Here is a 22,585-nt window from a genome sequence, read left to right on the forward strand (position 1 = left end):
GATAAAGACGCAGCTATCGACTACTTCGTAGCTGCGATTTTTTCTTTCTGTATTGTTTGTTTGATAATGCCTACCGCTTGATCTAATTCTTCTTTTGAAACGACTAGCGGCGGCAATAGCCGAATCACATTCGGACCAGCTGTTAATACAAGCAGTCCATTTTTGTGAATAAATGGGATTAGTTTCGTAATGTCCTCATCACATTCAATGCCAACTAATAACCCAAGTCCCCGAACTTCTTTTACTAGCGAAAATTCGCTTAATGCCTCTTGAAGCTTCGTTAAGAAATACGTTCCTTTTTCTTGTACGTCTTGTAAAAAGTCAGGCTGAAAAATCGTTTGCAACGTCGCTTTTGCGGCTGCCATCGCGATTGGATTGCCGCCAAATGTCGAGCCGTGAACCCCGCGGTAAACGTATCTTTCAAAAACGCTTTGCCAATCATCGCACCAACTGGAATGCCGCTTCCTAACCCTTTCGCACTTGTAATAATATCCGGTTCGATATCAAAATATTGATAGGCAAATGGTTTGCCAGTGCGGCCGATGCCGGTTTGCACTTCATCGACAATCAATAGTGCGCCGTATTGCTTGCAAAGCTCAGCTATTTTTTTCAAAAACGCTTTATCGGCCGGTCTGACTCCACCTTCTCCTTGAACAATTTCCACCATTACCGCCGCAACATCTTCGTTCATTTCGTTTTCCAGTGTTTCGATATCATTAAACGGCAGATGGATAAATTGTGGTAAAAGCGGGCCAAACCCTTTGTATACTTTTTCTTGTCCTGTGGCCGACATCGTCGCAAACGTCCGTCCATGAAACGATTGCTGAAACGTAATGACTTTATGTCGCCCCGTATGTTTGCGCGCTAATTTTAATGCCGCTTCGTTCGCTTCCGCGCCGCTATTGCAGAAAAATACATAATCGCCGCAGCTATTTGCCGCAAGAAGTTCCGCTACCTCTTCCTGAAGCGGAATGGTAAATAAATTAGAAACATGCCAAAACCGCTCAAGCTGTTCTTCGATCGCTTTCTGCACAGCAGGATGACGGTGGCCAAGATTACAGACGGCGATCCCGGAAACAAAATCCAAATACTGTTTTCCGTTTATATCGGTAACCATCGTCCCTTCCGCTGATTGTATACAAATATTCCAACGGTTATATGTCGGAAATAACGCTCCCATTAATAGACCCCCACTTCGTTTCGAATCGTCGTTCCATGCAATTGCCCGTTTTCATAAAACGGTGTTTTCCCGCTTACGATCATCACTTCATGAAGCGATTCCGATAACGCGGCAATCGCTGCTTTTACTTTCGGAATCATTCCTCCTGTAATAATCCCTTCATTCATCATCCGTTCAATCACATCGATCGTTGCCTGTTCAACGATAGAACCGTTTCGCAAAATCCCCGGAACGTCCGTCACAAATAGCAATTGCGCCGCCTTGATCGCTTTCGCTACCGCCCCCGCTGCTGTATCGGCGTTAATATTATATTTTTGGCCATCCTTATCCGCACCGATCGGTGAAATGATTGGAATGTAACGTGATTTTAATAGCTGATGAACAAAATCGGCATTGACATTGACGACTTCCCCAACGTATCCGAGCTTCGCTAAATCGATTGGCGCCGCTTGCAATAAACAGGCGTCTACACCGGAAACGCCCACGGCAGGCAGCCCATGCTGCCGCAGCAATGCCACAAGCTGCTTATTTACCTTTCCTGCTAAAACCATTTCTGCTACTTCTAGTACTTCTTTTGTCGTCTTGCGCAAACCGTTCACAAATTCACTCGGCACGTTTAGCCGTTTTAGCATTTGTCCGATTTCCGGTCCGCCGCCGTGAACGAGAACAATGTTCATACCTTGTGCGTACATCTCTTGTAAACTTGTAAAAAACGACGGCGACAGATCACTTAACACGCTCCCTCCACATTTGATGACAATCGTCTTTCCCATCTCCCTCTCCCCTTATTACGTGCGATAACTCGCATTAATTTTCACATAATCGTACGTTAAGTCACAGCCCCAAGCAACTCCTGTTCCGTTGCCGAGATGAAGATCTACTTCAATGATAATCTCATCATTTTGCAAGTAGGCTCTCGCTTCCTCTTCGGAAAATGGCTGCGGTTCGCTTCCTTTTAGCATGACAATCGGTCCCATCGAAATATCGACATTGTCCGGATTCACCATTGCATCTGCGTAGCCAATTGCACAGATAATTCTTCCCCAGTTTGCGTCAGCACCATAGACCGCCGTTTTTACTAAATTAGAGCCAACGATTTGCTTGGCGATTTTTTTCGCATCCTCGTCCGTTTTCGCCCCGTTCACGCGCACTTCAATGAGCTTCGCCGCCCCTTCGCCATCTTTGGCGATTTGTTTCGCTAAATCCTCACATGTTTTTTTCAGCGCTTCATAAAAGTTTTCCCAGTCTGGATGATCCGGCGTTAATTCCTTATTTCCGGCAAGTCCGCTCGCCATAACGATTACCATATCGTTCGTGGATGTATCTCCATCTACCGTAATTTGATTGAAGGATACATCTGTAATGGAACGAAGCGCTTCTTGCAATACCGGCGAAGAAATATTGGCATCGGTCGTCACAAACGCGAGCATGGTTGCCATATTCGGATGAATCATTCCCGAACCTTTCGCCGCGCCTCCGATCGTTACCGTTTTTCCGTCAATCGTTGTCTGATAACAAGCTTTTTTCATGACCGTATCAGTCGTTAAAATCGCTGTTTGAAACGCCTCCGCATTTTCCGGCAAGTCGCCTGGCTCTAATTTTTTCATTCCTTCCCGAATTTTCTCCATCGGCATAAATTCACCGATCACACCAGTGGAGGCGACCGCAACAAGATGCGGGGCAATGCTGAACTGTTGTGCGCATAATTCTCTCATTTCATACGCATCTTTTAATCCTCTTTCTCCCGTACACGCATTCGCGCATGCGCTATTGACGACTACCGCCTGCAATTTTTGCTCGGCCGCGATGCTTTGTTGCGTTACTTTCAGCGGGGCGGCTTGAAAATGGTTTTGTGTATAAACCGCGGCACAAGATGCTGGCACATCGCATACGATAACGCCCAAATCTTTTTTCGCGTAACGCAAACCGGCATGCACGCCTGCCGCTTTAAATCCTTTTGGAGTTACGACCGTTCCTTCCGCAATATAAGAAATTTTCGTTCCATGCTTTTCTTGCTTTGCGATCACCATCGTTTGATCTCCTTCCTTATGGATAAATCGGTGCTAACATAAGCCCGCTTTCTTCATCCCAGCCCATCATCACGTTCAAGTTTTGAATCGCCTGTCCTGCCGCTCCTTTGACAAGATTGTCGATGACGGAAACAACGGTAACTCTTCCCGTACGTTCGTCATAAGCAACTCCGATATCGCAATAGTTGGAGCCATACACTTCTTTTGTGGCTGGGAATTGTCCAGGCTTGCGAACGCGGACAAATTTCGAATCTTCATAACTTGTTTTATATAAATCTAGCAACGTCTCTAACAACAGCTCTTTCTTTGCTTTCGCATAAATCGTTGCCATAATTCCCCTTGTCATCGGAATTAAATGCGTGCTAAACGTAATCGGCTGAATGCGTTCATTCCAAGCTTTTAGCATTTGTTCGATTTCTGGAATATGTTGGTGAGAATTTACTTTGTAAATTTTGACATTTTCATTGACTTCTGAAAAATGGGTATTCAGCGAAGCTTTCCGTCCTGCTCCCGACACCCCGGATTTTGCGTCAACAATAATAGAATCTTCTTCAATCAACCGCTCTTTGACAAGCGGGGCCAACCCGAGCAGCGCAGCGGTCGGATAGCATCCCGGATTGGAAAGAAGCTGCGCCTTTTGAATGTCCTCTTTATTCCATTCCGTTAATCCGTATACCGCCTGTTGCAAATAGTGATCGGAAGCCGTTTGTCGCTTATACCACATTTCATATACCGATCTATCTTTCAAGCGAAAATCGCCGGATAAGTCAATCACTTTAACTCCTTTATCAATCAACGTTGGTGCAAGTGTGCTAGAAACGCCTGGCGGAGTAGCAAAAAAGACGACCTCGCATTCATCTGCCATTTGTTCGACATCGATTTTCTGAAGAATCGCTCCCTCTATTTCGCCAACATGCGGGAAGCTTTCGGAAAAATGGATGCCGTCTTGTGAAGAAGAATAAAGCGAACAGTGATGAACATGTGGATGATGCTGTAAAAATCTTAATAATTCTACACCGCCATACCCGGTCGCACCAATGATTGCAATATTCATGACAAGCCTCCTTGAACGAATTATCTTTCATGTAATTACCATTATAATACTGTATAAAAATAAAATCAAATGTATATTTAATTATTTTCTAAATATTTTTTAATCGTTTTTATAACTATTTCCGCAAAACACAATATTTGTTTCATGGAAAAAGTGTATTATACTCGGACACCTGTACATCATCGGACACACTAAATAAAAAAACGAGGTGCGTTCACTTACACACCTCGTTTTTTTATGAGTAAAGGACGATCATGGCAATAAGAAAATAAGCGGCGTTGGCAATTTCTAATATTCCTAATTTCATAATCGGCAGCGATTTTCCATATAAATAAACAGCCCGAACAACACTTGGCACATAGGCAAGAACAAATAACGGGTACCCGATGACAACGAGCGCGATCATTAATATTCCATGGTATCCCCATGACAACCATTTATACATCGGGTTTTTCTTTTCGCGAATCATTGTTTTTACGTAAAAGGTACTTCCGAGGAAAAAGAGAAAACAAAAAGCAGCTAGTTCAAACGCTTCTATCGTTAATTCCCCGCGTCCAACATAATAGCTGGCAAGACCTCCAACGCAAAAAGCAGCGATTGCCGCAACATCATTCCAAAAGGCTCGTTCCTGCTTCCGTTTTGCATAATAAAGATTAACTAGAAAGAACGGAATCATCGCCATTCCAAAATAAAACAAAGATGGAACATACCATAAACAAATACCAAGCATCACTGCGACAATGGCAGTGTAGCGGTAAAACGCCCCCATATACTCTTGTTTACGTTTTGATTTTACCGCCATCAACAACGGATATGTCGCCAAGTATAAGAAAAACCATCCTACAAATAACGGCAGATGAAGCCATGTCAATCCGCCTGCATATGCGCCTAATACAAACGGAATGATCAGCATTGCCCATGCGCCATGTTGTTTCGGAACAATCCACTTTTGTTTTTGTCGGTTTTTCATAGATCTCATCCTCCGCTTACCGGTGGAATAAAGGCAACGATATCACCTGGCTGAAGTGTTTGATCATCGCGGGCATATTCCTCATTCACCGCGACCATCACTTGTTTCAGATCAATGTCATAACGCTTTTCTACTTCCTGCTTTAATGCATTTACCGTTTTGGGCACGTCAGGAAGCACCATACGCTCCTCTCCAATTGCTTCCTGTAAATGCGCAAAAAAGAGAAGTGTGATCATTGTAAATCCTCTCCTTCCGGCTTTCCTGTTGGATACGCTTTCGTCCCTAATTGATTGCCAACCCATTCCATTCCATCTTCCCAATGTTCTTTTTTCCAAATCGGAACAATTTGTTTAATGCGCTCAATCGCATATCGGTTTGCCTCATACGCGTCGTTGCGGTGCGGCGACGAAACGGCGATGGCGACAGCGATATCGCCGATATCCAGCCTGCCGATTCGGTGCGTAATCGCCACTTTCGTTTCTGGCCATTTTTCTCGAATCTCCTCCCCGATTTGTTCTAGCATTTTTTCCGCCATCGATACGTACGCTTCGTATTGTAAAAATAAGGTCCGCTTTCCGTTTGTCCATTCGCGCACCGTTCCCATGAACGTGGTCACCGCTCCGGCTTCGGGGCGCATTACTTTTTTTACCACATTCTCAATGGAAATCGGCTTGTCCGTAATCATAAAAAGGCGTTCCTTCATTCGTTTTTTCTCACCTCATTCATTAACCAATGTAAATAACTTTCCTCATCATTGATGAAAAATAAAGGATATGGAATGAAAGATAGCCGCGAAGAAGATTCCCACGTAATAACGGCAATAATATTAGACAACTGTGACAGCGAATCCCAATCGTCCTCGTTTCGCAGCATCACAACCTTTTTATATGATTCATGTTTGTAGCCTTCGACAAGCACGAAATCAAGCGGCAAAAGTTCATATAATGATAAAATTTGCGCTAGCGGCCATGCAGGCTGCCATGCGTGAAGCTCGAGCAAACCGCCGCCTTCCACTGAAACGGCAACTGCTCCCGCCTGCTCGTGGCGCTTTGAATCCGTATAGGAATCGTTTCTTTCAGGATAACCGCCGTGTCCATGATGTTTCACTGTTCCGACACGATATCCTTCTGCTGCCGCGATTTTTATCCATTTTTCAATAAGCGTCGTTTTGCCACTATTTTTATAGCCAACCACTTGCCAAACGTTCATATGTCACTTCCTTCCTCATCTTCTAGCAGCCATACATCGACGGTATCCCCTTTTGCAAATCCTCGCGTCCCTCCAGGCAGCACCATCAGGGCATTTGCTTTTGCCAACGATGTGACAATATTCGATTTATCCATCCCAACAGGCGACACCGTTAACCGACCATCTTCGATCGCTGCATAACTTCTAACGAACCGGGTAAACGGATTCGGTTTTGGAAAGTCTGCCATCAACGTTGCTTTCGCTTTCCGTAAATACGGTTTTGGCGAAAATAGCCGCGTCCGTACGGCCGGACGTACAAACAACTCATATCCAACGTAACATGCCGAAGGGTTGCCAGATAGACCAAACAACAGTTTTCCATTGAGCTGCGCAACCGTCGTCACGCTTCCCGGACGCATCGCGACTTTATTAAATAACACTTCTGCCCCAAGGCGTTCATAAATGGCCGGCAAATAATCGTAATCCCCAACCGAAACGCCGCCCGTTGTGATGAGAAAATCAACTTGTGGCAGCGCCTTTTGTATTGCTGTAAAACATGTATCCACATCATCGGCTAATTTTCCAAAATAAACTGGCTCCGCGCCGCTGCGTACTACTTGCGCCTGAATCATATAGGCGTTGCTGTTGCGAATTTTTCCGGGAACGAGCGGCTCAGATACGTCCAAAAGCTCGCTGCCTGTCGCGAAAATGCCAATTCGCGGTTTTCTCGCGACTTTCACCCGAGCATACCCGAATGTCGCTAACAATGCTTGCACTCCTGGATTAATAAACGTTCCCTTTGGGACGAGCACCTCTCCTTTTTTCGCATCTTCTCCTTGGAACGAAATGTTATCTTCCGGTTGAAAGGAACGTTTGATCGACATATATGTTTTTCCGTCTCTCTCATATTGTTTCGCTAATTCCAGCATGACAACCGCATCGCATCCATCTGGAATTTGCGCCCCCGTCATAATGCGCACCGCTTGAAATGGTTGAACGGTCTTCGACGCTACTTGTCCCGCTCCAATCGTTTCAATCACTTCAAATTCTACGGGATTGTCAAGCTTTGCTTTTGCGGAATCAACAGCGCGTATCGCAAAACCGTCATATGGTGACCGGTCAAACGGCGGAACGTCATGGTCAGCGCGCAATTCTTCCGCCAAATACCGTCCATATGCCTCTTCTAATAAAACCGTTTCCACTTCTCCTGTTCCTGCATACTTCATGACTTTTTGGATTGCCTCTGTTACCGGAATAAGAGTTCGTCTTTCTTCCATGATTTTATCCCTCTTTCTGTATATTGGTTTCCATTTATGCATCCTTATTCCAAATGTATTGATATTATCAATCTTTCTATTCATTTTTTCAACTATATAAGTTAAACTTGAAAGTCCTGCTTCTTGCAGAAGATTAAGTTTGTAATCCATCTTGTTTTCTATTGTACGGAAACGAAAAAAATCCATTTGTGAGATTAATCACATTTTCTGGCTTCCTTTGCAGTTCAACATGATTTGTTCAAAATCTATTCATAAATATATGTGTGATATGCATCACGACATAGAAATAGAAAAGGAAATATACTTGGATTGTAACGATTTATAAAAAATGGGGGGCCGATCATGGAAAAACGGTTTACAGAACAATCGATCATCGGTGATATCGTAGCACAGTTTCCAAAAGCAAGCGATATTTTCAAAGCATACAAAATTGATTTTTGCTGCGGTGGACAGCGTCCGTTAAAAGAAGCGATACAAGAACGAAACTTAGATGGCAAAGCGATATTAGAACAATTAAATACTCTTTATGCACAATCGCTTGAAAAAGATGAAAAAAATTGGTCGGAAGCTTCTTATAGTGAACTGATCGACCATATTATCCAAAAACATCACCGTTACCTGGCGGAAGAATTGCCTAATCTTAGCCCTTACGTAACAAAAGTGCTTCGCGTTCATGGGGCGCATCACCCGCATCTAGCACAAATTCATAAGTTGTTTAACGAGCTGAAAACAGAACTCGAGCAGCATACGATCAAAGAAGAAACTCATGCTTTCCCGCTTATTTTACAATTTGAAGAAACTCCGACTCCAGAAAACAGAGAAACGATGAAACAAGCAATTCGCGAACTTATCAATGAACATGATGTTGCTGGCGATATCATCAAAACGATTCGTGAGATTACAAATGACTTCACCCCGCCAGAAGATGCATGCCGGACGTACCGTCTTGTCTACAACCGATTAGAAGCGCTAGAAGAAGATTTATTGGAACATATCCATTTGGAAAATAACATTTTATTTCCGCGTGTTCTTCATGAAACAGAAGCATCCCAATAAACAACAACCGGACTGCTCCACATAACGAGCAAGTCCGGTTTGTTTATCCGCCAATATAAGACATTTCAATTTTTTTCCGCGTTTTTGCTGTTTGCTCCGTTCGTTCATCCGAGTAGCGGTCTGTCCGCATGTTCCATGTCGATGCAATCATTTTCTTTATTTCTTCTTTATCGGCCCCGGAACGCAGTTTTTCTTTTAACGAAACGCCGCTTGCAGCAAACAAGCACGTATATAGCGTGCCATCGGCGGAAATGCGCGCCCGGGTGCAGCTTTGGCAAAACGATTCGGTCACCGAAGCGATAAAGCCGACTTCCACGTTCGTGCCAACATAGCGGTAGCGGCTTGCCACCTCGCCGAAGTAGGCTTTTTCCACCGGCTCAAGCGGATGCATTTGCTGCAGGCGTTCATACATTTCTTTTTTCGTTACCACATGGGAAAAATCCCAGCCGTTTGTCGTGCCGACGTCCATATATTCAATAAAGCGGAGGGTAATACCTCGTTCTTTAAAATAGTTTGCCATCGGAATGATTTGCGAGTCGTTCATTCCCTTTTTGACGACCATGTTCACTTTGACGCCAAGCCCGGCTTCCCGCGCTGCTTCAATCCCTTTTAACACCGGTTTGACCCCGACGCCAACCCCGTTCATCTTTTTAAATACCTCGTCATCTAACGCGTCCAGACTGACATTGACGCGCTTTAGCCCCGCTTCTTTCAAACGTTTTGCCCATTTCACTAAATGAATCCCATTCGTAGTAAGAGCGATATCGCGAATGCCGGAAATGTGCGCCAGCCGTTCTACTAATAAGTCTAAGTCGCGTCTTAACAGCGGTTCTCCCCCGGTGATGCGAATTTTTTCCACCCCAAGTTCCGCAAAACTTTCCGCAAGCAGCACCATTTCCTCGATCGTTAATAATTCGTCTTCACGCAAAAAACGGAAATTCGGTCCGAATATTTCTGCCGGCATGCAATATACGCATCGGAAATTGCACTGGTCTATTACTGAAATGCGCAAATCGCGAAGCGGACGGTTCCACTGGTCTACAATCACCGATTGACCTTTTCCCATACCGCCTCCTCCTTTCAATTGAACTTAAAGTTTGTCGCACATAATTAACCATGTAAATACCGCTGTTTTTTCCAAACAGAAAAAAAACAATGACCGATGGCGGAAGCACAAGTGGAAGCCTCAGCACCGTTTCTATTACGATTTTCCCTTTAAACCGGTGGCGTGCCATCCATTTCGCGATAACAGTTCCAAGGAGAACCACAATGACTCTGGAGATGAATGCCGCTTTTATCGACAACAAAATCCAGTTATGTTAAAAACCTCTTTCAACAACACTATGACATTTTCCCATTTACTATACAAGAAAGATAAGAGAAATGTTGTGACGTTACTCACATTTTAATATAACAATCATGAAAACGGTTTCAAAAAATATTTTGTGACATCATTGTGACAATGATCACAAATACAACAAAATGTGATTTTCTTCACAACAAAAACAACCCCTTGTTTCCTACAATGGAAGTAACAACAAACCATTGAGGTGAAAAAAATGCTTGCAGCAAAAACGTTGCACAACCATGATCACTTTAGCCATTTGCGTGAATTACTCCGTTCTGCGAAACATACAGTCAAAATACGAAAAGGAACATTTTTATTCCAAGAAGGAATGGATGCTGATGAACTATATCTTATTCTTTCAGGTAAAGTGCAAATGAGCAAAATTTGCGCTGACGGAAAAGAGATGTGTTTCCGCATCTGCGGCTCTGGGGAAATTATCGGCGAGCTAACATTGTTTACAGCAGAACCTCGCTATTTGTTAACAGCAAAAGTAATCGAAGATGGTGAAGTGGCAGTCATTAAAAAAGATGATTTAGAACGAGAGCTCCTCACCAACCCTTCACTTACTTATGAATATATGCAATGGGTCAGCATGCATGCGCGGCGGACACAAACGAAATTTCGCGATTTAATTATGCACGGCAAAAAAGGAGCGCTCTATTCCACGCTCATCCGCATGTGCAACAGCTATGGCGTTACGCTGGATAATGGAAGCATCCTCATCGACTTAACGCTGAAAAACCAAGATTTAGCCAACTTTTGCGGCACCACCCGCGAAAGCGTCAACCGCATGTTGAACGTGTTAAAGCAGCAAGGTGTTCTTTCCATTAAAAAAGGAAAAATTACGATCCATGACCTCGACTATTTAAAGAAGGAAATTCAATGCGAAAACTGTCCGGTGGATATTTGTCGCATTGAATAAAAACACCCCTCCTTTTCGAATGGAAAAGGAGGGTGTTTTTAAATCTTCTTTGCACGCATGCGGCGATATACAACATAATGTCTATTTAAATACGTCAGCGGAACGCTCCAAACATGGACAAGACGGGTAAACGGCCAGATGCCAAACAGCAATAAGGCGGTAATAATATGAATTTGGAATCCTAACGGGGCATCGCTTACCAGTTGAGGCAGCGGCCGAAACGTTAAAATCCCTCGGAACCATGGACCAATCGTATCGCGATAATCAAACGTTCCTCCTGTAGCGGTATATCCTACTGTATTGGTAAATCCCGTTAAAATGACGATGGTTAACAGAAACAATGCAAGGAAATCACTTTTGCTGCTGTTGCGGAAAATACGACGAACGCTTAACCTCCGCCATAGCAGCAACAGAACGCCGATGACCGTTGCGACCCCGGCTGCGCCGCCGAACCAAACCGCCCCGAAGTGATACATCTCATCCGTAATTCCGATTGTTTCATAAAATGGTTTTGGCACCAGTATCCCAGCTACGTGCCCGAAAAAAACAAATATAATTCCCCAATGAAAAAGAATACTTCCCCATCGCAGCCGTCTGCTTTCAAGAAACTCACTTGATTTTGCCGACCAGCCAAATTGATCTGTATTATAACGGTAAATATGACCAACGACAAATAACGTAAGCATGAGATATGGATAAATTACCCAAATAAATTGATCAAGTAAACTCATTAGGCGTCCTCCATTCATGTTCGTATTGTTAAGAGGCTTTTTTCTCCTCTAAAAATGAAACGATTCCGGTTACACAGCCATCCATGACAAGATAATACGGATTATTCGCTAATTTTAGTTCCTCTGTAATTTTATCAATGGTTGTTTTATGAATAAGAAGCATCTTCTTTGCATGCTCTTCGGGAGCGACAGACGCAAATTCTAAAACGACTGGCAAATAGTCTGGCAGCTCCTCATCCAATAGATCAAAACCGGCGTTGCGAAACTCTTCTTTTAGTTTTAAAAAGGCTTGGCCGCGCTCTTTCTGATCGCCAAATAGATGATAAGTTAAATACATTGTGGTTTTATCGCTAAAATCAAACGTATTCACATATATTTCGCATAACGTCTCTATTTCGTTTGTCGTTAAATAGTCCAGAAACTGCATAAACAGTTTCCGGACGCCTTCATTGCTTAGCGAAGAAATTTCATGGAATAATTGTTCATCACCAATCCACCCTTGTTCCGGGTACTGCAGCAAAATCGAAGCGATTTTAAAAATTTTCCGGTGCTCTTCCATCGATATCACTCCAATAAAATTGATGAAAGTTTTCCGCGTCATATCCCGAACAGCCGGAACAAGATTCCATAAATTCATAACCGACTGCTCCTTGTCCGTAAAACATATTGTCTGCCTTCTCGCGATGAGAAGATGGAATCACATAGCGGTCGGAATATTTCGCAACAGCGGAAAGCTTGTACATTTCTTTCACCGTATGTTCATCCATTCCCACTTTATCTAATATGCTCTTATCCGGTTCTTTCCCCAAGTTCACGGCGCGCATATAACTTCGCATCACCACCATTTTTTTCAACACCGTGCGAATCACTTCCGTATCTCCTGCTGCAAGCAAGTTCGCCAAATATTCAATCGGAATGCGCATTTGATCAATCGCTGGAAAAATGACGTGAGCATTAATGTCGTCCAATCCACCGTCAAATGCTCCCATGATTGGGCTTAGCGGCGGAATATACCAAACCATTGGCAATGTGCGATACTCAGGATGAAGCGGAAGCGCAATTTTTTGTTCCACCGCCAATTTATAAACCGGGGAGCGTTGTGCCGCTTCAATCCAATCATCGGTATATCCTGCTTCACGCGCCGCTTTGATCACTTCCGGATCATACGGATTAAGAAATACATCTAAGTGGGCTTGATATAAATCTTTTTCATCCTTAACCGAAGCAGCAGCCTCCACTTTATCTAAGTCATAAAAAACAATGCCGATATAGCGGAGACGCCCGACACATGTTTCTGAACAGATCGTTGGCTGACCGGTCTCAATGCGTGGAAAGCAAAACGTGCATTTTTCCGCTTTATGTGTTTTCCAATTAAAATACACTTTTTTATACGGACAGCCTGTCATACAAAAACGCCAGCTTCGGCACGCATCATGATCGACGAGCACAATTCCGTCTTCATCCCGTTTATAAATCGCACCCGATGGACAGGAGGAAACGCATGGCGGGTTTAAGCAATGCTCGCAAATGCGCGGCAAATACATCATAAACGTTTGCTCAAATTCGAACTTTACTTTCTCTTCAATGCCTTTTATGTTCGGATCGCGTTTTCCTGTTTCATATACTCCCGCCAAGTCGTCTTCCCAGTTCGGCCCCCACTTAATTTCCATATATTCACCTGTCAGCTGCGACTTTGGTCTGGCAACGGGCTGATGTTGTTTTTCCGGGCTGTTAATCAAATTTTCATAATCATATGTCCAAGGCTCATAATAATCGTCAATCGGGGTCATGTCCGGATTATAGAAAATATTTAGCAGTTTATTCACCCGGCCGCCGGCACGCAGCTCAAGCTTCCCGTCTTTAAGGACCCATCCGCCTTTACGCAAATCTTGATTCTCCCACTCTTTCGGGTAACCGATTCCCGGTTTTGTTTCTACGTTGTTCCACCACATGTACTCCGCCCCGGGACGATTCGTCCACGTATTATTGCATGTAATGCTGCACGTATGGCAGCCAATGCATTTATCTAAATTCATCACCATCCCAAATTGCGCCTTAATCCTCAAGCCAGTTCACTTCCTCTTTTTTAAGTTTGCGAATGATGACTTGTTCATCCCGTTGGTTTCCCGTTGGACCATAATAATTGAAGCCATAGCTTAATTGCGCATAACCGCCGATCATTTGCGTCGGTTTTACATGAATTCGCGTCGGGCTGTTAAACGTGCCGCCGCGAAGTTTGCTGATTGGCGAACCTGGAACATTAATATAACGGTCTTGCACATGATACATAAACGCGACTCCGCGCGGCAGCCGGTGGCTGACAACCACCCGTGCGACGACAACACCGTTGCGGTTATACATTTCAATCCAATCGTTATCGGCAATGCCTGCTTCTTCCGCGTCGTCTTTATTCATCCATACATGCGGTCCGCCGCGAAACATCGTTAACATCGGGAGCGTATCTCCATATGTGCTGTGATACGACCACTTAAAGTGCGGCGTTAAATAGCGGAGCGCAATTTCTTTGCCGCTTACCTTCGGACGATGGTCCTTTTCGTAGAAAGCCAGTTTTCGCAATGGTGCTTTAAACGTCGGCAATTCTTCTCCAAACTCCAGCATTAATTCATGGTCAAGGTAAAAATGTTGTCTCCCTGTCAACGTCCGCCACGGAATCAGCCGCTCGACATTGGTCGTAAACGGGGAGTACCGCCGGTTTCCTGTTTCGCTCCCGCTAAATACAGGAGTAGTTAACACTTGGCGCGGCTGTGATGTAATCGCTTGGAACGTAATGTGCTCTTCCGCCCGTTCTTCCACTAAATCTTTTAGCTTTTGCATCGTCTTTCTTTCCATCTCTTCCCAAGCTTTCAGCGCCAGCGAACCGTTTGTCGCGCTCGATAACGCCAATATCGCCTCCGCAGCGTCACGGTCGGTCAACAGGCTTGGACAATCTTTATACGGCCCTGTCAGTGAGGAAGAGCCAGCCGTATCAAGCATCCATTTGTATTCTTCATTGGCGTTCCAGCTGAGCCCTTTCGCTCTGATTCGTTCCTGAACAACCGGGCCGAGAGCCACAAATTTGTTGTATACTTCGGCATAATCCCTTTCCACGATGTGAAGCCGCGGAAAATTTACCCCCGGAACCGGGTCGCTCGCTCCGTCTTTCCAATCGTTCACGATTCCAAACGGCTGGGCAATTTCATCGTGTGTATCATGCAAAAGCGGCGTTGCCACGACATCTTTGACTGGAGCGGAAAAATAGTGTTTCGCCATTTCCGAAAACGTCTTGGCGAGCCCTTTAAAGAAATCCCAATCCGATTTCGCTTCCCACGGCGGGGCAATCGCTGGATTAAACGGATGCACAAACGGATGCATATCTGTGCTGCTGATATCATATTTTTCATACCATGTGGCTGCCGGGAGGACGATATCGGAATACAGCCCTGTTCCGTTCATGCGAAAATCGATGTTTACCATTAAATCGAGCTTTCCTTCGGGTGCATCCTCATCCCAAACGATTTCGCTCGTCTTTAGCCCATCGTTTTGTCCGCTTAAATTTGCGTGATGTGTCCCTAACAAATGTTTTAAAAAATATTCATGGCCTTTTGCCGAGCTGCCGATCAAATTGGCGCGCCAAACAAACATCACTCTCGGAAAGTTGATCGGGTCGGACGGATTTTCGATCGCAAACGTTAAATTCCCTTGTTTTATTTCATTGACCACATATTGAATCACTTCTTCGTTTGTCTTTGCGTTTGCCTTTTCCACTAACGTGATGCTGTTTGCGTTAAATTGCGGATAAGATGGGAGCCACCCTAAACGAACCGCTAAATAGTTATAGTCGCCGCCATGCTGATAACGCGGCTGATCAAACAACGGAGAAATATGTTCGTCCATCTTTTGATCTTCGTATTTCCACTGCTCTGTTACAAAATAGAAAAACGACGTTCCGTTTTGCAGACGCGGCGGTCCTCCCCAGTCGCGCGCCATCGCAATCGTCTGCCAGCCTTCCAGCGGCCGCACTTTTTCCTGTCCGACATAATGCGCCCATCCTCCACCATTTACTCCTTGCGAACCCGTTAACAAAACAAGGTTTAAAATCGCACGGTAGATAGCATCGGAATGATACCAATGGTTGATGCCCGAGCCCATGACAATCATCGAGCGACCTTTCGAATCGATCGCATTTTGCGCAAATTCGCGCGCGATTTGCGCCGCCGTGTTTCGATCAATGCCAGTAATCGCTTCCTGCCATGCCGGCGTATACGGTTTCGGATCATTATAATCGACAGGATAATCACCCGGCAGTCCGCGGGAAACACCGGTTTTGGCCAGCAATAAATCAAAAACGGTCGTTACATACAGCGTATCTCCGTTTTTCTTGATTGCTTTTACAGGAACGCCGCGTTCTAACACCGATTTTTTCTCTACTTCAAAATGCGGAATTTTAATCGTAACAATATCATCTTCTTTTCCTAAAAACGTTAATGCCGGATCGAGGCCGATTCGTTTATTGTCCATGTCATCGAGCTGCAAATTCCAATTCCCGTTATTTTCCCACCGATGCCCAATCGTTCCGTTTGGCACGGCAAAAGTCTGCGACTTTTCATCCCATACGACCGTCTTCCATTGTGCGTAACGCAGCGGCATGCCAATGTCGCTTGCCCGTAAAAAGCGGTCTGCCGCATAATGATCTCCATGTTTTTTAAGGATGACTAAAAACGGCAAATCCGTATACCTTTTCACATAATTTGTAAAGTAATCTGTTTGCCGATCGACATAAAATTCTTTTAAAATGACGTGCGTCATGGCCATCGCCAGCGCCCCGTCCATTCCCGGCTGAATCGGAAGCCAGTTGTCGGCAAATTTGACAAACTCCGCATAATCCGGGCTCACAGCGACCACTTTCGTTCCCCGGTAGCGCGCCTCTACGTAAAAATGGGCATCCGGAGTGCGCGTCTGCGGCAAGTTTGATCCCCACACGATCATGTAGCTCGAATTAAACCAATCAGAACTTTCCGGAACATCCGTCTGTTCGCCCCATATTTGCGGGGAAGCAGGCGGAAGATCGGCATACCAATCATAAAAACTAAGCATCGCTCCGCCGATTAAATTTATAAATCTCGCACCGGCGGCATAGCTTACCATCGACATCGCCGGGATAGGTGAAAAACCGAAAATACGGTCTGATCCATACTTTTGAATCGTATAAATAAGCGAAGCCGCAATCATTGTGTTGACTTCATCCCAATTCGCGCGGATAAATCCGCCTTTTCCGCGTGCGCTTTTATACCGTTTTGCCTTCTCGCGATCTTCCACGATCGATTTCCATGCGGAAACAGGGTCTCCTTCTTTTTTTAATGCTTCTCTCCATAGCTTTAAAAGCGCTCCGCGCACATACGGATAGCGGACTCTTAGCGGGCTGTATGTATACCATGAAAAACTTGCTCCTCTTGGGCAGCCGCGCGGTTCGTATTCCGGCATATCCGGACCTGTAGTCGGATAGTCGGTCTGCTGTGTTTCCCAAGCAATAATGCCGTCTTTCACATGCACCCTCCAACTGCAGGAACCAGTACAATTCACTCCATGGGTTGTGCGAACTACTTTGTCATGCTGCCAACGACGGCGGTACACTTTTTCCGAGTCGCGACCATACGGTGATACCTCGGCATGGCCAGCGTTTTTTTCGGATTTGCCAAAATACTTTAGCTTTTTTAGCAGCGGCGAAGGTTTCTTATTCATGTCAGCATGAAGCTCCTTCCTTTGCTTTATTGGCTAAAATAAAAATTTTTCTTCGTCGTCACTATGCATACGGTTAATATGCAAAAGCGCGTGAAATCGAGTGAGTACCTCTTTATCAATTCGTTGCGCTAACAATTGTTTCACTTCTTCAATTAAATATCTCATTAAATCATGGTCGCGCTTTAACATCGCCACTTTTTCAAACAAATTGTGGTCTTCCTCTACTTTTTCTTGATAAAATCCTTCTTCTTCCGCCTGCGCATGGGCAATGACTCTCTTTTCCCAATGCTCCACAAGCGCATCAGCAACCTCGCCAAGATGCTCCTGACGCCCATCGTTATATAGCTTCTCAAGCAGCTCAGTCAGATGTTTCGCCTCGGTAAATGCCCCGTCATGAATGGAACGATGCGCCTCTAATTTCCGTAAAGATGGACCGCCCATTTCACCACCTCTTTCCCCTGCTTAAATAAATTAAACCTCTATTAGCATATGTTTCCTATCTGTTCCGTTTATTATTCAAAAAATAAAAAAGGAGAGTTTTCATCTAACGAGTTCGGTTGTTGTCAACAGTATCCAAGATGTTGAACCCGATTATCAATTTCATAAAGATGGATGTATTGTGGAAGATTGTACGCCTTTTAACGAACCAAAGGCATTCTATAAACGTGGAAAAAGCACAGGTGAATCACAAAGATGGCAATGTAAGACGTGCAAGAAGTTAATATATTACCTAACCGTAAGCAATCTATCACATACAATCAAAAACGAAGTGATATTCTTCTTTGGTTTACAAAGTTATTGTTAAGTCGGGTTCCGATTACCAGAACTTGCGAACTTTTGGAAATTGGGAGAGGTACCTATTACGAATTTGTTTATCGAAGATGTTTGGAGTTTTTGGAACGGCACGAAACAAAACCGCTTCAAAATATGCAGTTTAAAGAAATGTGGCTCAATAGATAAAATGACTTATTTCCTCAACAATGTTCGGAAAAAAGGAATGGGTGGCAGCCAGTATGACGATTTAAAGTCAATTCCCAACCAATGTGGTGATTACTGCCGATGTCTTCTCAAGGTATGTGTTCCGAAGTGATGTGGCATTTGATTGGGATATTTCATTGAGGGATATTGCCCTTGATACCGTTCTTTTAAAAGAAAACCCCCTAAATGAATTTGCTAAGAAACACGCTCGCATTCCGAAATATTATCATTATCCGATGCCTACATCTAAAAAATGACAAACAAACTTATGTCGAGTATCAAGCCGAATTAGATAAAATTGAACGCAGAGCCAAGTATATTGATAGATTACACATAACTTATACAACGATTGCTCATTATTGGCTCATTAAACAGCTTGTAAAGGCTTCAGAATGGCGTTTTGTGACGGATAAAGACAATTCATTGATGACTTCCCTTTGAAAGGGATTTGATATTTTATAAGACCAAATCACCACGCGATTTGTTTTTTTTATTTTTGTTGAAATATCAATATTTTTTGACGAAATCCTTTTTAAGGATTTTGGTATTTTATGTTAAACTAAATATATAGATTAATCAGAAAATTAACAAGAGTAAAATGAACCCATAAGGGGGGAGTGTATGAAAAAGTTTTTAATTACATTATTAATATTAATTTCGTTAGGCATTGGGGGGTATTTTGTTATTGGACTATTTAGTGCTAAACCACCTTTACCAACCATAACTGTTGGAGAAAAAAAGGTAGAAGTGACACAAGGTTCGTATTGTTGGAATGGATTACTTAATTCTGTTTGTATTGATACAAGTTCTCCGCCAGAACTCATTAAAAATCAAGAACTAAAACCTGTGGTTATACCATCAAATTCCCAATTGAAAATAGAATTCAAAGACGAGCCTAAAGAAAATACATTAGTAGTAAATAGATGGCTTACAAATGAAAAAACAGAAAATGTTCCAATAAATGATAATGTGATACTATTACCAAAAGAAAAAGGTGTATATGTGTATGATGTTTCAGCAAGATGGGAAAAGGGAGATTCAAGTTATGCCTTCGTAATTGAAGTGCGGTAGTAACCTTTTAGTAACAGTCTTAATTGAACAAGTCAATATAATTTTAGTTTAAAACGCTTGGAATAAGCCCAAGCGTTTTAATATGCCTTTTACTTTGTTAAATGTGGTTCGAATTTTGTGCTAATTACGCTGTTATTTGTACTGTTTTTTGATTTTGTACTTCTGAACCGAACCCGTTAGTTTTCATCTCTCCTTTTTAATGTTGTGTGATGCACATCACTTATCTTTTTCTATAATCCTTTACAATAGATGAAGAAGCTCTCTTGTAGCGGCATGCCGTTTCTCGTTTGGCAGAACGGGAAACGGTTAGTGTCCGCTTGTTTCTGTACCGTCATCTTCACCGGTCTCCGTTACTTTTAATATCGCTACGGCTCCTTTTTGCGCGTGGTTGAATTGGTGCGTAACGATCGGATACGTTCCCGGGCGTGTGACGGTAAATTCAACGACCGCGCCGCCGCTAGCCGGAAGCATCACTGTCTGCAAACCTTTTAGATGGTTGTTTGGATTACCGTCGATATACACATCATCCAAAACGGTTCCAACGACATGGAATGAGCTGACTTCGTTCGGACCAACGTTAAGGATGTAAATTCTAACTTTGTCGCCGACTTTGGCAACGAGCGGCTTCTCTTTTAGCGTAAATGTATCTCCGTTCGTATTTCGATCGCCTGCTTTTAACGCTTTTGCCGAAAAAACAACATAGCTTGGTACCCCGTTTTGGAAATCATCCATGTCATTATACTTGTACCACTCGTTTTGGATTAAGACAAATTCGCGGTCCACTTCTTTATCGGTCGGATAGCCGTTTTTCGGCTTGACGATAATCATCCCATGCATGCCGTTGGCGATATGGGCGAGCACCGGCTTCGTGCCGCAATGGTACATAAATACGCCTGGGTTATTCGCTGGGTACGTAAACGTTCCCGACTTATTCGGCATGACGTCGGCAAAATCTTTCGACGGCGAAGCGTGGACGGCGTGGAAATCCATGCTATGGGGCAGCGATGGGTCCATATTTTTTAACGTAAAATGGAGCGTATCTCCTTCATTGACGACAATGAGCGGTCCAGGTGCTTGACCGTTGAACGTCCATGCTTTATAGATTTTTCCTTTATCGATTTCGATGTCAGTTACTTGTGCAGTCATCTCGATTTTGACATCATGCGGACCGATGCGTTCCATTTTCAATGGAACCGGTTTTTGGTTAAGATCTTTATGGGCAGCGATGACGTTTGAACTTGCGTGATGCTCTATCTTTACCGTTTCTTTCGTCGCCTCTTTCTCCCCGGCACCTTCGTTTCCACAGGCCGCTAGTAACGCTGCCGTCGCTGCTACCGCCATGAATGTGTGAAGTTTGCCTGCCATGTTCCTCCCTCCATTTTTATCAATCCTTACACTTTAAGAATAGTGCGTTCTGTTTCTCATCCTAGTGATTCGTATCACGTATCATGGCCGATGTTTGAATAGTTTGTGAATTGTTGAACAATGTTATATATTAACGTTAGAAATCATTTCGGTAGGGAAAATGATGGATTGAACGATATACGTTTTACTTAAAAACATGCAAATAATCAGAAATCAAAGCTCCATATTAAAAAAAGCAGATCGCTTGAAACGACCTGCTTTTTGTTACGGTGCATATGGTTTTGTCACTTTGCCCACTTTTTTTCCGAAGACGACGCGGTTAAGCAGGAAGCAAACGAGGGCAAACAAGCTGAGAAGAAGAAAGCCGAGCACGTAAGAACCAGTAGCATCTTTCACTATTCCCAGCAAAATCGGTGGGAAAAAGCCGCCAAGTCCGCCCCATGCGCCGACGATGCCGGTGACAGCACCTGTTTCTGCAGGGAATAGCTGCGGAACAAGCTTAAAGACCGCACCGTTTCCTAATCCGGACATAATGGCAATAAACAAGCATGCGACTGTCATCACAACAATATTTTCCATTCCAAATACAATGGCAAGCGCTCCAATCGTAATTCCAGCATAAACGAAATTCAATACCCGTTCGGCACCGATTTTATCGCCGAGGTTTCCGCCAATCGGTCTCGCAAGTGTCGCAATAATGGTAAATCCAGCAGCGCGAAGCCCGGCATCCACCGGAGTTAAACCATATAAATCAATGAGCAGCGATGGCAAATAAATGCCGAATGCAACAAATGCACCAAATGTAACGAAATAAAAGAGAGATAACGTCCACGTATGTTTATACTTCAACACCGATAACGAATCAAGCATCGTTTTTTGCTGCTTAGGCTTTGGCATATCCGGAGTAAAGAACCAAACAAGAAGGAGCATGATGACAACTGGGATAATCATTCCCCAAAACGCCCATTTCACTCCAAACGCTGCCGCGATCGAAGGAACCAAAAAGCTTGCCACCGCTGTTCCAATATTCCCCATCGCGTTAATGCCGAGTGCTGTTCCTTGTTTTTCTGGCGGTGTTAAGCGCGATACGAACGTAACAGAAATGGCAAACGACGTCCCTGCCATTCCGATAAAGAACGCCCAAAACATTAACATTGCATATGAATCAGCAAAACCCGCTCCTATTAATGGAATAATTATGAACAATAGCAACAACGAAAATAATCGTCTGCCGCCAAATCGATCCGTCCAAATCCCGAGCGGAATGCGCATAATGGAACCAAGCAAAACTGGAATCGCAACTAAAATGCTTTTTTGTGTCGATGTTAGTCCGTACATTTCTTGGAATGTATTCGCCAACGGAGAAAATACAGCCCATACAGCAAACGCAAACGTCATCGCCAACGTTGTAATCGGCAAAAGGGCTTTTTGCTTATTCATCACGAAAATCCTCCTTTTTGTTCACAGCCATATAACTAAATTCACCTGCTTTTGAGTACATCATACGCAAATGAAAAAAAAATATTTGTGAAGTTTATCACATTTTTTTATAGTGTCACATAATTGTAAAAAGTTGATTTCCATCTTTATCGTGTCCTGTTTATTTTAATGTCTAGAAAATTATTTCAGTGAACTCGTAAATAAAAAACTGGCTCCCTAATAAAAGAGAGCCAGTT

The 22,585-nt window shown here is 43.7% G+C and carries 19 protein-coding genes and 1 pseudogene; 3 read left to right on the plus strand and 17 right to left on the minus strand.

Annotated features, from left to right (window positions below; genetic code table 11):
- Nucleotides 1–20 precede the first annotated feature (20 nt).
- The 9 genes and pseudogenes from argD to NXM86_RS14210 all read right to left on the minus strand — a co-directional run bounded on the left by argD (nt 21) and on the right by NXM86_RS14210 (nt 7,699).
- Nucleotides 21–1,180: pseudogene (gene argD, locus NXM86_RS14170) on the minus strand (acetylornithine transaminase).
- A complete protein-coding gene (gene argB / locus NXM86_RS14175) occupies nt 1,180–1,953 on the minus strand; it encodes an acetylglutamate kinase (RefSeq protein WP_012749425.1) in 774 nt (257 codons plus the stop codon). The pseudogene argD and the gene argB overlap by 1 nt, the downstream one beginning before the upstream one ends.
- Nucleotides 1,954–1,968: 15 nt before the next feature.
- Complete coding sequence (argJ, locus tag NXM86_RS14180) at nt 1,969–3,210, minus strand: bifunctional ornithine acetyltransferase/N-acetylglutamate synthase (protein ID WP_012749424.1); 1,242 nt, start codon at nt 3,208–3,210, stop codon at nt 1,969–1,971.
- A 16-nt stretch (nt 3,211–3,226) separates the two neighbouring features.
- On the minus strand, nt 3,227–4,264 hold the full coding sequence (gene argC / locus NXM86_RS14185; protein WP_498958187.1) for an N-acetyl-gamma-glutamyl-phosphate reductase: 1,038 nt from the start codon (nt 4,262–4,264) through the stop codon (nt 3,227–3,229).
- A 235-nt stretch (nt 4,265–4,499) separates the two neighbouring features.
- Nucleotides 4,500–5,234: a YwiC-like family protein gene (locus NXM86_RS14190; protein WP_498958188.1), complete on the minus strand. Its 735-nt coding sequence runs from the start codon at nt 5,232–5,234 to the stop codon at nt 4,500–4,502.
- Nucleotides 5,235–5,239: 5 nt separating this feature from the next.
- Nucleotides 5,240–5,470: a molybdopterin converting factor subunit 1 gene (moaD, locus tag NXM86_RS14195; protein ID WP_097354209.1), complete on the minus strand. Its 231-nt coding sequence runs from the start codon at nt 5,468–5,470 to the stop codon at nt 5,240–5,242.
- On the minus strand, nt 5,467–5,937 hold the full coding sequence (locus NXM86_RS14200) for a molybdenum cofactor biosynthesis protein MoaE (RefSeq protein WP_041269590.1): 471 nt from the start codon (nt 5,935–5,937) through the stop codon (nt 5,467–5,469). The genes moaD and NXM86_RS14200 overlap by 4 nt, the downstream gene beginning before the upstream one ends.
- The gene (gene mobB, locus NXM86_RS14205; protein WP_062753775.1) at nt 5,934–6,443 is read right to left on the minus strand and encodes a molybdopterin-guanine dinucleotide biosynthesis protein B; all 510 of its coding nucleotides are present in this window, start codon (nt 6,441–6,443) and stop codon (nt 5,934–5,936) included. Before mobB ends, NXM86_RS14200 begins: the two co-directional genes overlap by 4 nt.
- Nucleotides 6,440–7,699, minus strand: coding sequence for a molybdopterin molybdotransferase MoeA (locus tag NXM86_RS14210; protein ID WP_498958189.1), 1,260 nt, complete (start codon nt 7,697–7,699; stop codon nt 6,440–6,442). The genes mobB and NXM86_RS14210 overlap by 4 nt, the downstream gene beginning before the upstream one ends.
- A 342-nt stretch (nt 7,700–8,041) precedes the next feature.
- Between NXM86_RS14210 and ric the strand changes: the two genes are divergently transcribed.
- On the plus strand, nt 8,042–8,755 hold the full coding sequence (gene ric / locus NXM86_RS14215; RefSeq protein ID WP_062753778.1) for an iron-sulfur cluster repair di-iron protein: 714 nt from the start codon (nt 8,042–8,044) through the stop codon (nt 8,753–8,755).
- Between the two features lie 43 nt (nt 8,756–8,798).
- Here the strand turns inward: ric and moaA are convergent, their stop codons facing one another.
- A complete protein-coding gene (gene moaA / locus NXM86_RS14220) occupies nt 8,799–9,821 on the minus strand; it encodes a GTP 3',8-cyclase MoaA (RefSeq protein WP_498958190.1) in 1,023 nt (340 codons plus the stop codon).
- Between the two features lie 493 nt (nt 9,822–10,314).
- Between moaA and NXM86_RS14225 the strand changes: the two genes are divergently transcribed.
- Nucleotides 10,315–11,025 carry a Crp/Fnr family transcriptional regulator gene (locus tag NXM86_RS14225; RefSeq protein WP_498958191.1) on the plus strand — a complete coding sequence of 237 codons (711 nt, stop codon included), beginning with the start codon at nt 10,315–10,317 and terminating at the stop codon, nt 11,023–11,025.
- A gap of 38 nt (nt 11,026–11,063) precedes the next feature.
- Here the strand turns inward: NXM86_RS14225 and narI are convergent, their stop codons facing one another.
- From narI to NXM86_RS14250, 5 genes are read right to left on the minus strand one after another with little or no spacing between them, the layout of a single operon-like run.
- Entirely contained in the window at nt 11,064–11,756 is a 693-nt protein-coding gene (gene narI / locus NXM86_RS14230; protein WP_081189866.1) for a respiratory nitrate reductase subunit gamma, read from the minus strand.
- A gap of 28 nt (nt 11,757–11,784) precedes the next feature.
- Entirely contained in the window at nt 11,785–12,315 is a 531-nt protein-coding gene (gene narJ, locus NXM86_RS14235) for a nitrate reductase molybdenum cofactor assembly chaperone (protein ID WP_062677769.1), read from the minus strand.
- Nucleotides 12,290–13,822, minus strand: coding sequence for a nitrate reductase subunit beta (narH, locus tag NXM86_RS14240; RefSeq protein WP_081189867.1), 1,533 nt, complete (start codon nt 13,820–13,822; stop codon nt 12,290–12,292). The genes narJ and narH overlap by 26 nt, the downstream gene beginning before the upstream one ends.
- On the minus strand, nt 13,812–17,495 hold the full coding sequence (locus NXM86_RS14245; RefSeq protein WP_498958192.1) for a nitrate reductase subunit alpha: 3,684 nt from the start codon (nt 17,493–17,495) through the stop codon (nt 13,812–13,814). The genes narH and NXM86_RS14245 overlap by 11 nt, the downstream gene beginning before the upstream one ends.
- A gap of 33 nt (nt 17,496–17,528) precedes the next feature.
- Nucleotides 17,529–17,936, minus strand: a complete 408-nt coding sequence (locus tag NXM86_RS14250) for a hemerythrin domain-containing protein (RefSeq protein WP_375216720.1) — start codon at nt 17,934–17,936, stop codon at nt 17,529–17,531.
- Nucleotides 17,937–19,094: 1,158 nt separating this feature from the next.
- Between NXM86_RS14250 and NXM86_RS14255 the strand changes: the two genes are divergently transcribed.
- Complete coding sequence (locus tag NXM86_RS14255; RefSeq protein ID WP_498958193.1) at nt 19,095–19,544, plus strand: hypothetical protein; 450 nt, start codon at nt 19,095–19,097, stop codon at nt 19,542–19,544.
- A gap of 306 nt (nt 19,545–19,850) precedes the next feature.
- Here NXM86_RS14255 and NXM86_RS14260 read toward each other — a convergent pair whose 3' ends face one another.
- Nucleotides 19,851–20,909: a multicopper oxidase domain-containing protein gene (locus NXM86_RS14260; RefSeq protein ID WP_089096941.1), complete on the minus strand. Its 1,059-nt coding sequence runs from the start codon at nt 20,907–20,909 to the stop codon at nt 19,851–19,853.
- A 264-nt stretch (nt 20,910–21,173) separates the two neighbouring features.
- Nucleotides 21,174–22,349 (minus strand): MFS transporter, encoded by a 1,176-nt coding sequence (locus NXM86_RS14265; protein WP_062753793.1) that lies wholly within the window; start codon nt 22,347–22,349, stop codon nt 21,174–21,176.
- Nucleotides 22,350–22,585 lie beyond the last annotated feature (236 nt).

It is taken from the genome of Geobacillus sp. CX412, assembly GCF_027942335.1.
Lineage (GTDB): Bacteria > Bacillota > Bacilli > Bacillales > Anoxybacillaceae > Parageobacillus_B > Parageobacillus_B toebii.

Bases quoted from the DNA above. Each gene is read 5' to 3' on its own strand.
- argB (WP_012749425.1), bottom strand. From the start codon at position 1,953: ATGGGAAAGACGATTGTCATCAAATGTGGAGGGAGCGTGTTAAGTGAT.
- argJ (WP_012749424.1), bottom strand. From the start codon at position 3,210: ATGGTGATCGCAAAGCAAGAAAAGCATGGAACGAAAATTTCTTATATT.
- argC (WP_498958187.1), bottom strand. From the start codon at position 4,264: ATGAATATTGCAATCATTGGTGCGACCGGGTATGGCGGTGTAGAATTA.
- NXM86_RS14190 (WP_498958188.1), bottom strand. From the start codon at position 5,234: ATGAAAAACCGACAAAAACAAAAGTGGATTGTTCCGAAACAACATGGC.
- moaD (WP_097354209.1), bottom strand. From the start codon at position 5,470: ATGATCACACTTCTCTTTTTTGCGCATTTACAGGAAGCAATTGGAGAG.
- NXM86_RS14200 (WP_041269590.1), bottom strand. From the start codon at position 5,937: ATGAAGGAACGCCTTTTTATGATTACGGACAAGCCGATTTCCATTGAG.
- mobB (WP_062753775.1), bottom strand. From the start codon at position 6,443: ATGAACGTTTGGCAAGTGGTTGGCTATAAAAATAGTGGCAAAACGACG.
- NXM86_RS14210 (WP_498958189.1), bottom strand. From the start codon at position 7,699: ATGGAAGAAAGACGAACTCTTATTCCGGTAACAGAGGCAATCCAAAAA.
- ric (WP_062753778.1), top strand. From the start codon at position 8,042: ATGGAAAAACGGTTTACAGAACAATCGATCATCGGTGATATCGTAGCA.
- moaA (WP_498958190.1), bottom strand. From the start codon at position 9,821: ATGGGAAAAGGTCAATCGGTGATTGTAGACCAGTGGAACCGTCCGCTT.
- NXM86_RS14225 (WP_498958191.1), top strand. From the start codon at position 10,315: ATGCTTGCAGCAAAAACGTTGCACAACCATGATCACTTTAGCCATTTG.
- narI (WP_081189866.1), bottom strand. From the start codon at position 11,756: ATGAGTTTACTTGATCAATTTATTTGGGTAATTTATCCATATCTCATG.
- narJ (WP_062677769.1), bottom strand. From the start codon at position 12,315: ATGGAAGAGCACCGGAAAATTTTTAAAATCGCTTCGATTTTGCTGCAG.
- NXM86_RS14245 (WP_498958192.1), bottom strand. From the start codon at position 17,495: ATGAATAAGAAACCTTCGCCGCTGCTAAAAAAGCTAAAGTATTTTGGC.
- NXM86_RS14250 (WP_375216720.1), bottom strand. From the start codon at position 17,936: ATGGGCGGTCCATCTTTACGGAAATTAGAGGCGCATCGTTCCATTCAT.
- NXM86_RS14255 (WP_498958193.1), top strand. From the start codon at position 19,095: ATGAAAAAGTTTTTAATTACATTATTAATATTAATTTCGTTAGGCATT.
- NXM86_RS14260 (WP_089096941.1), bottom strand. From the start codon at position 20,909: ATGGCAGGCAAACTTCACACATTCATGGCGGTAGCAGCGACGGCAGCG.
- NXM86_RS14265 (WP_062753793.1), bottom strand. From the start codon at position 22,349: ATGAATAAGCAAAAAGCCCTTTTGCCGATTACAACGTTGGCGATGACG.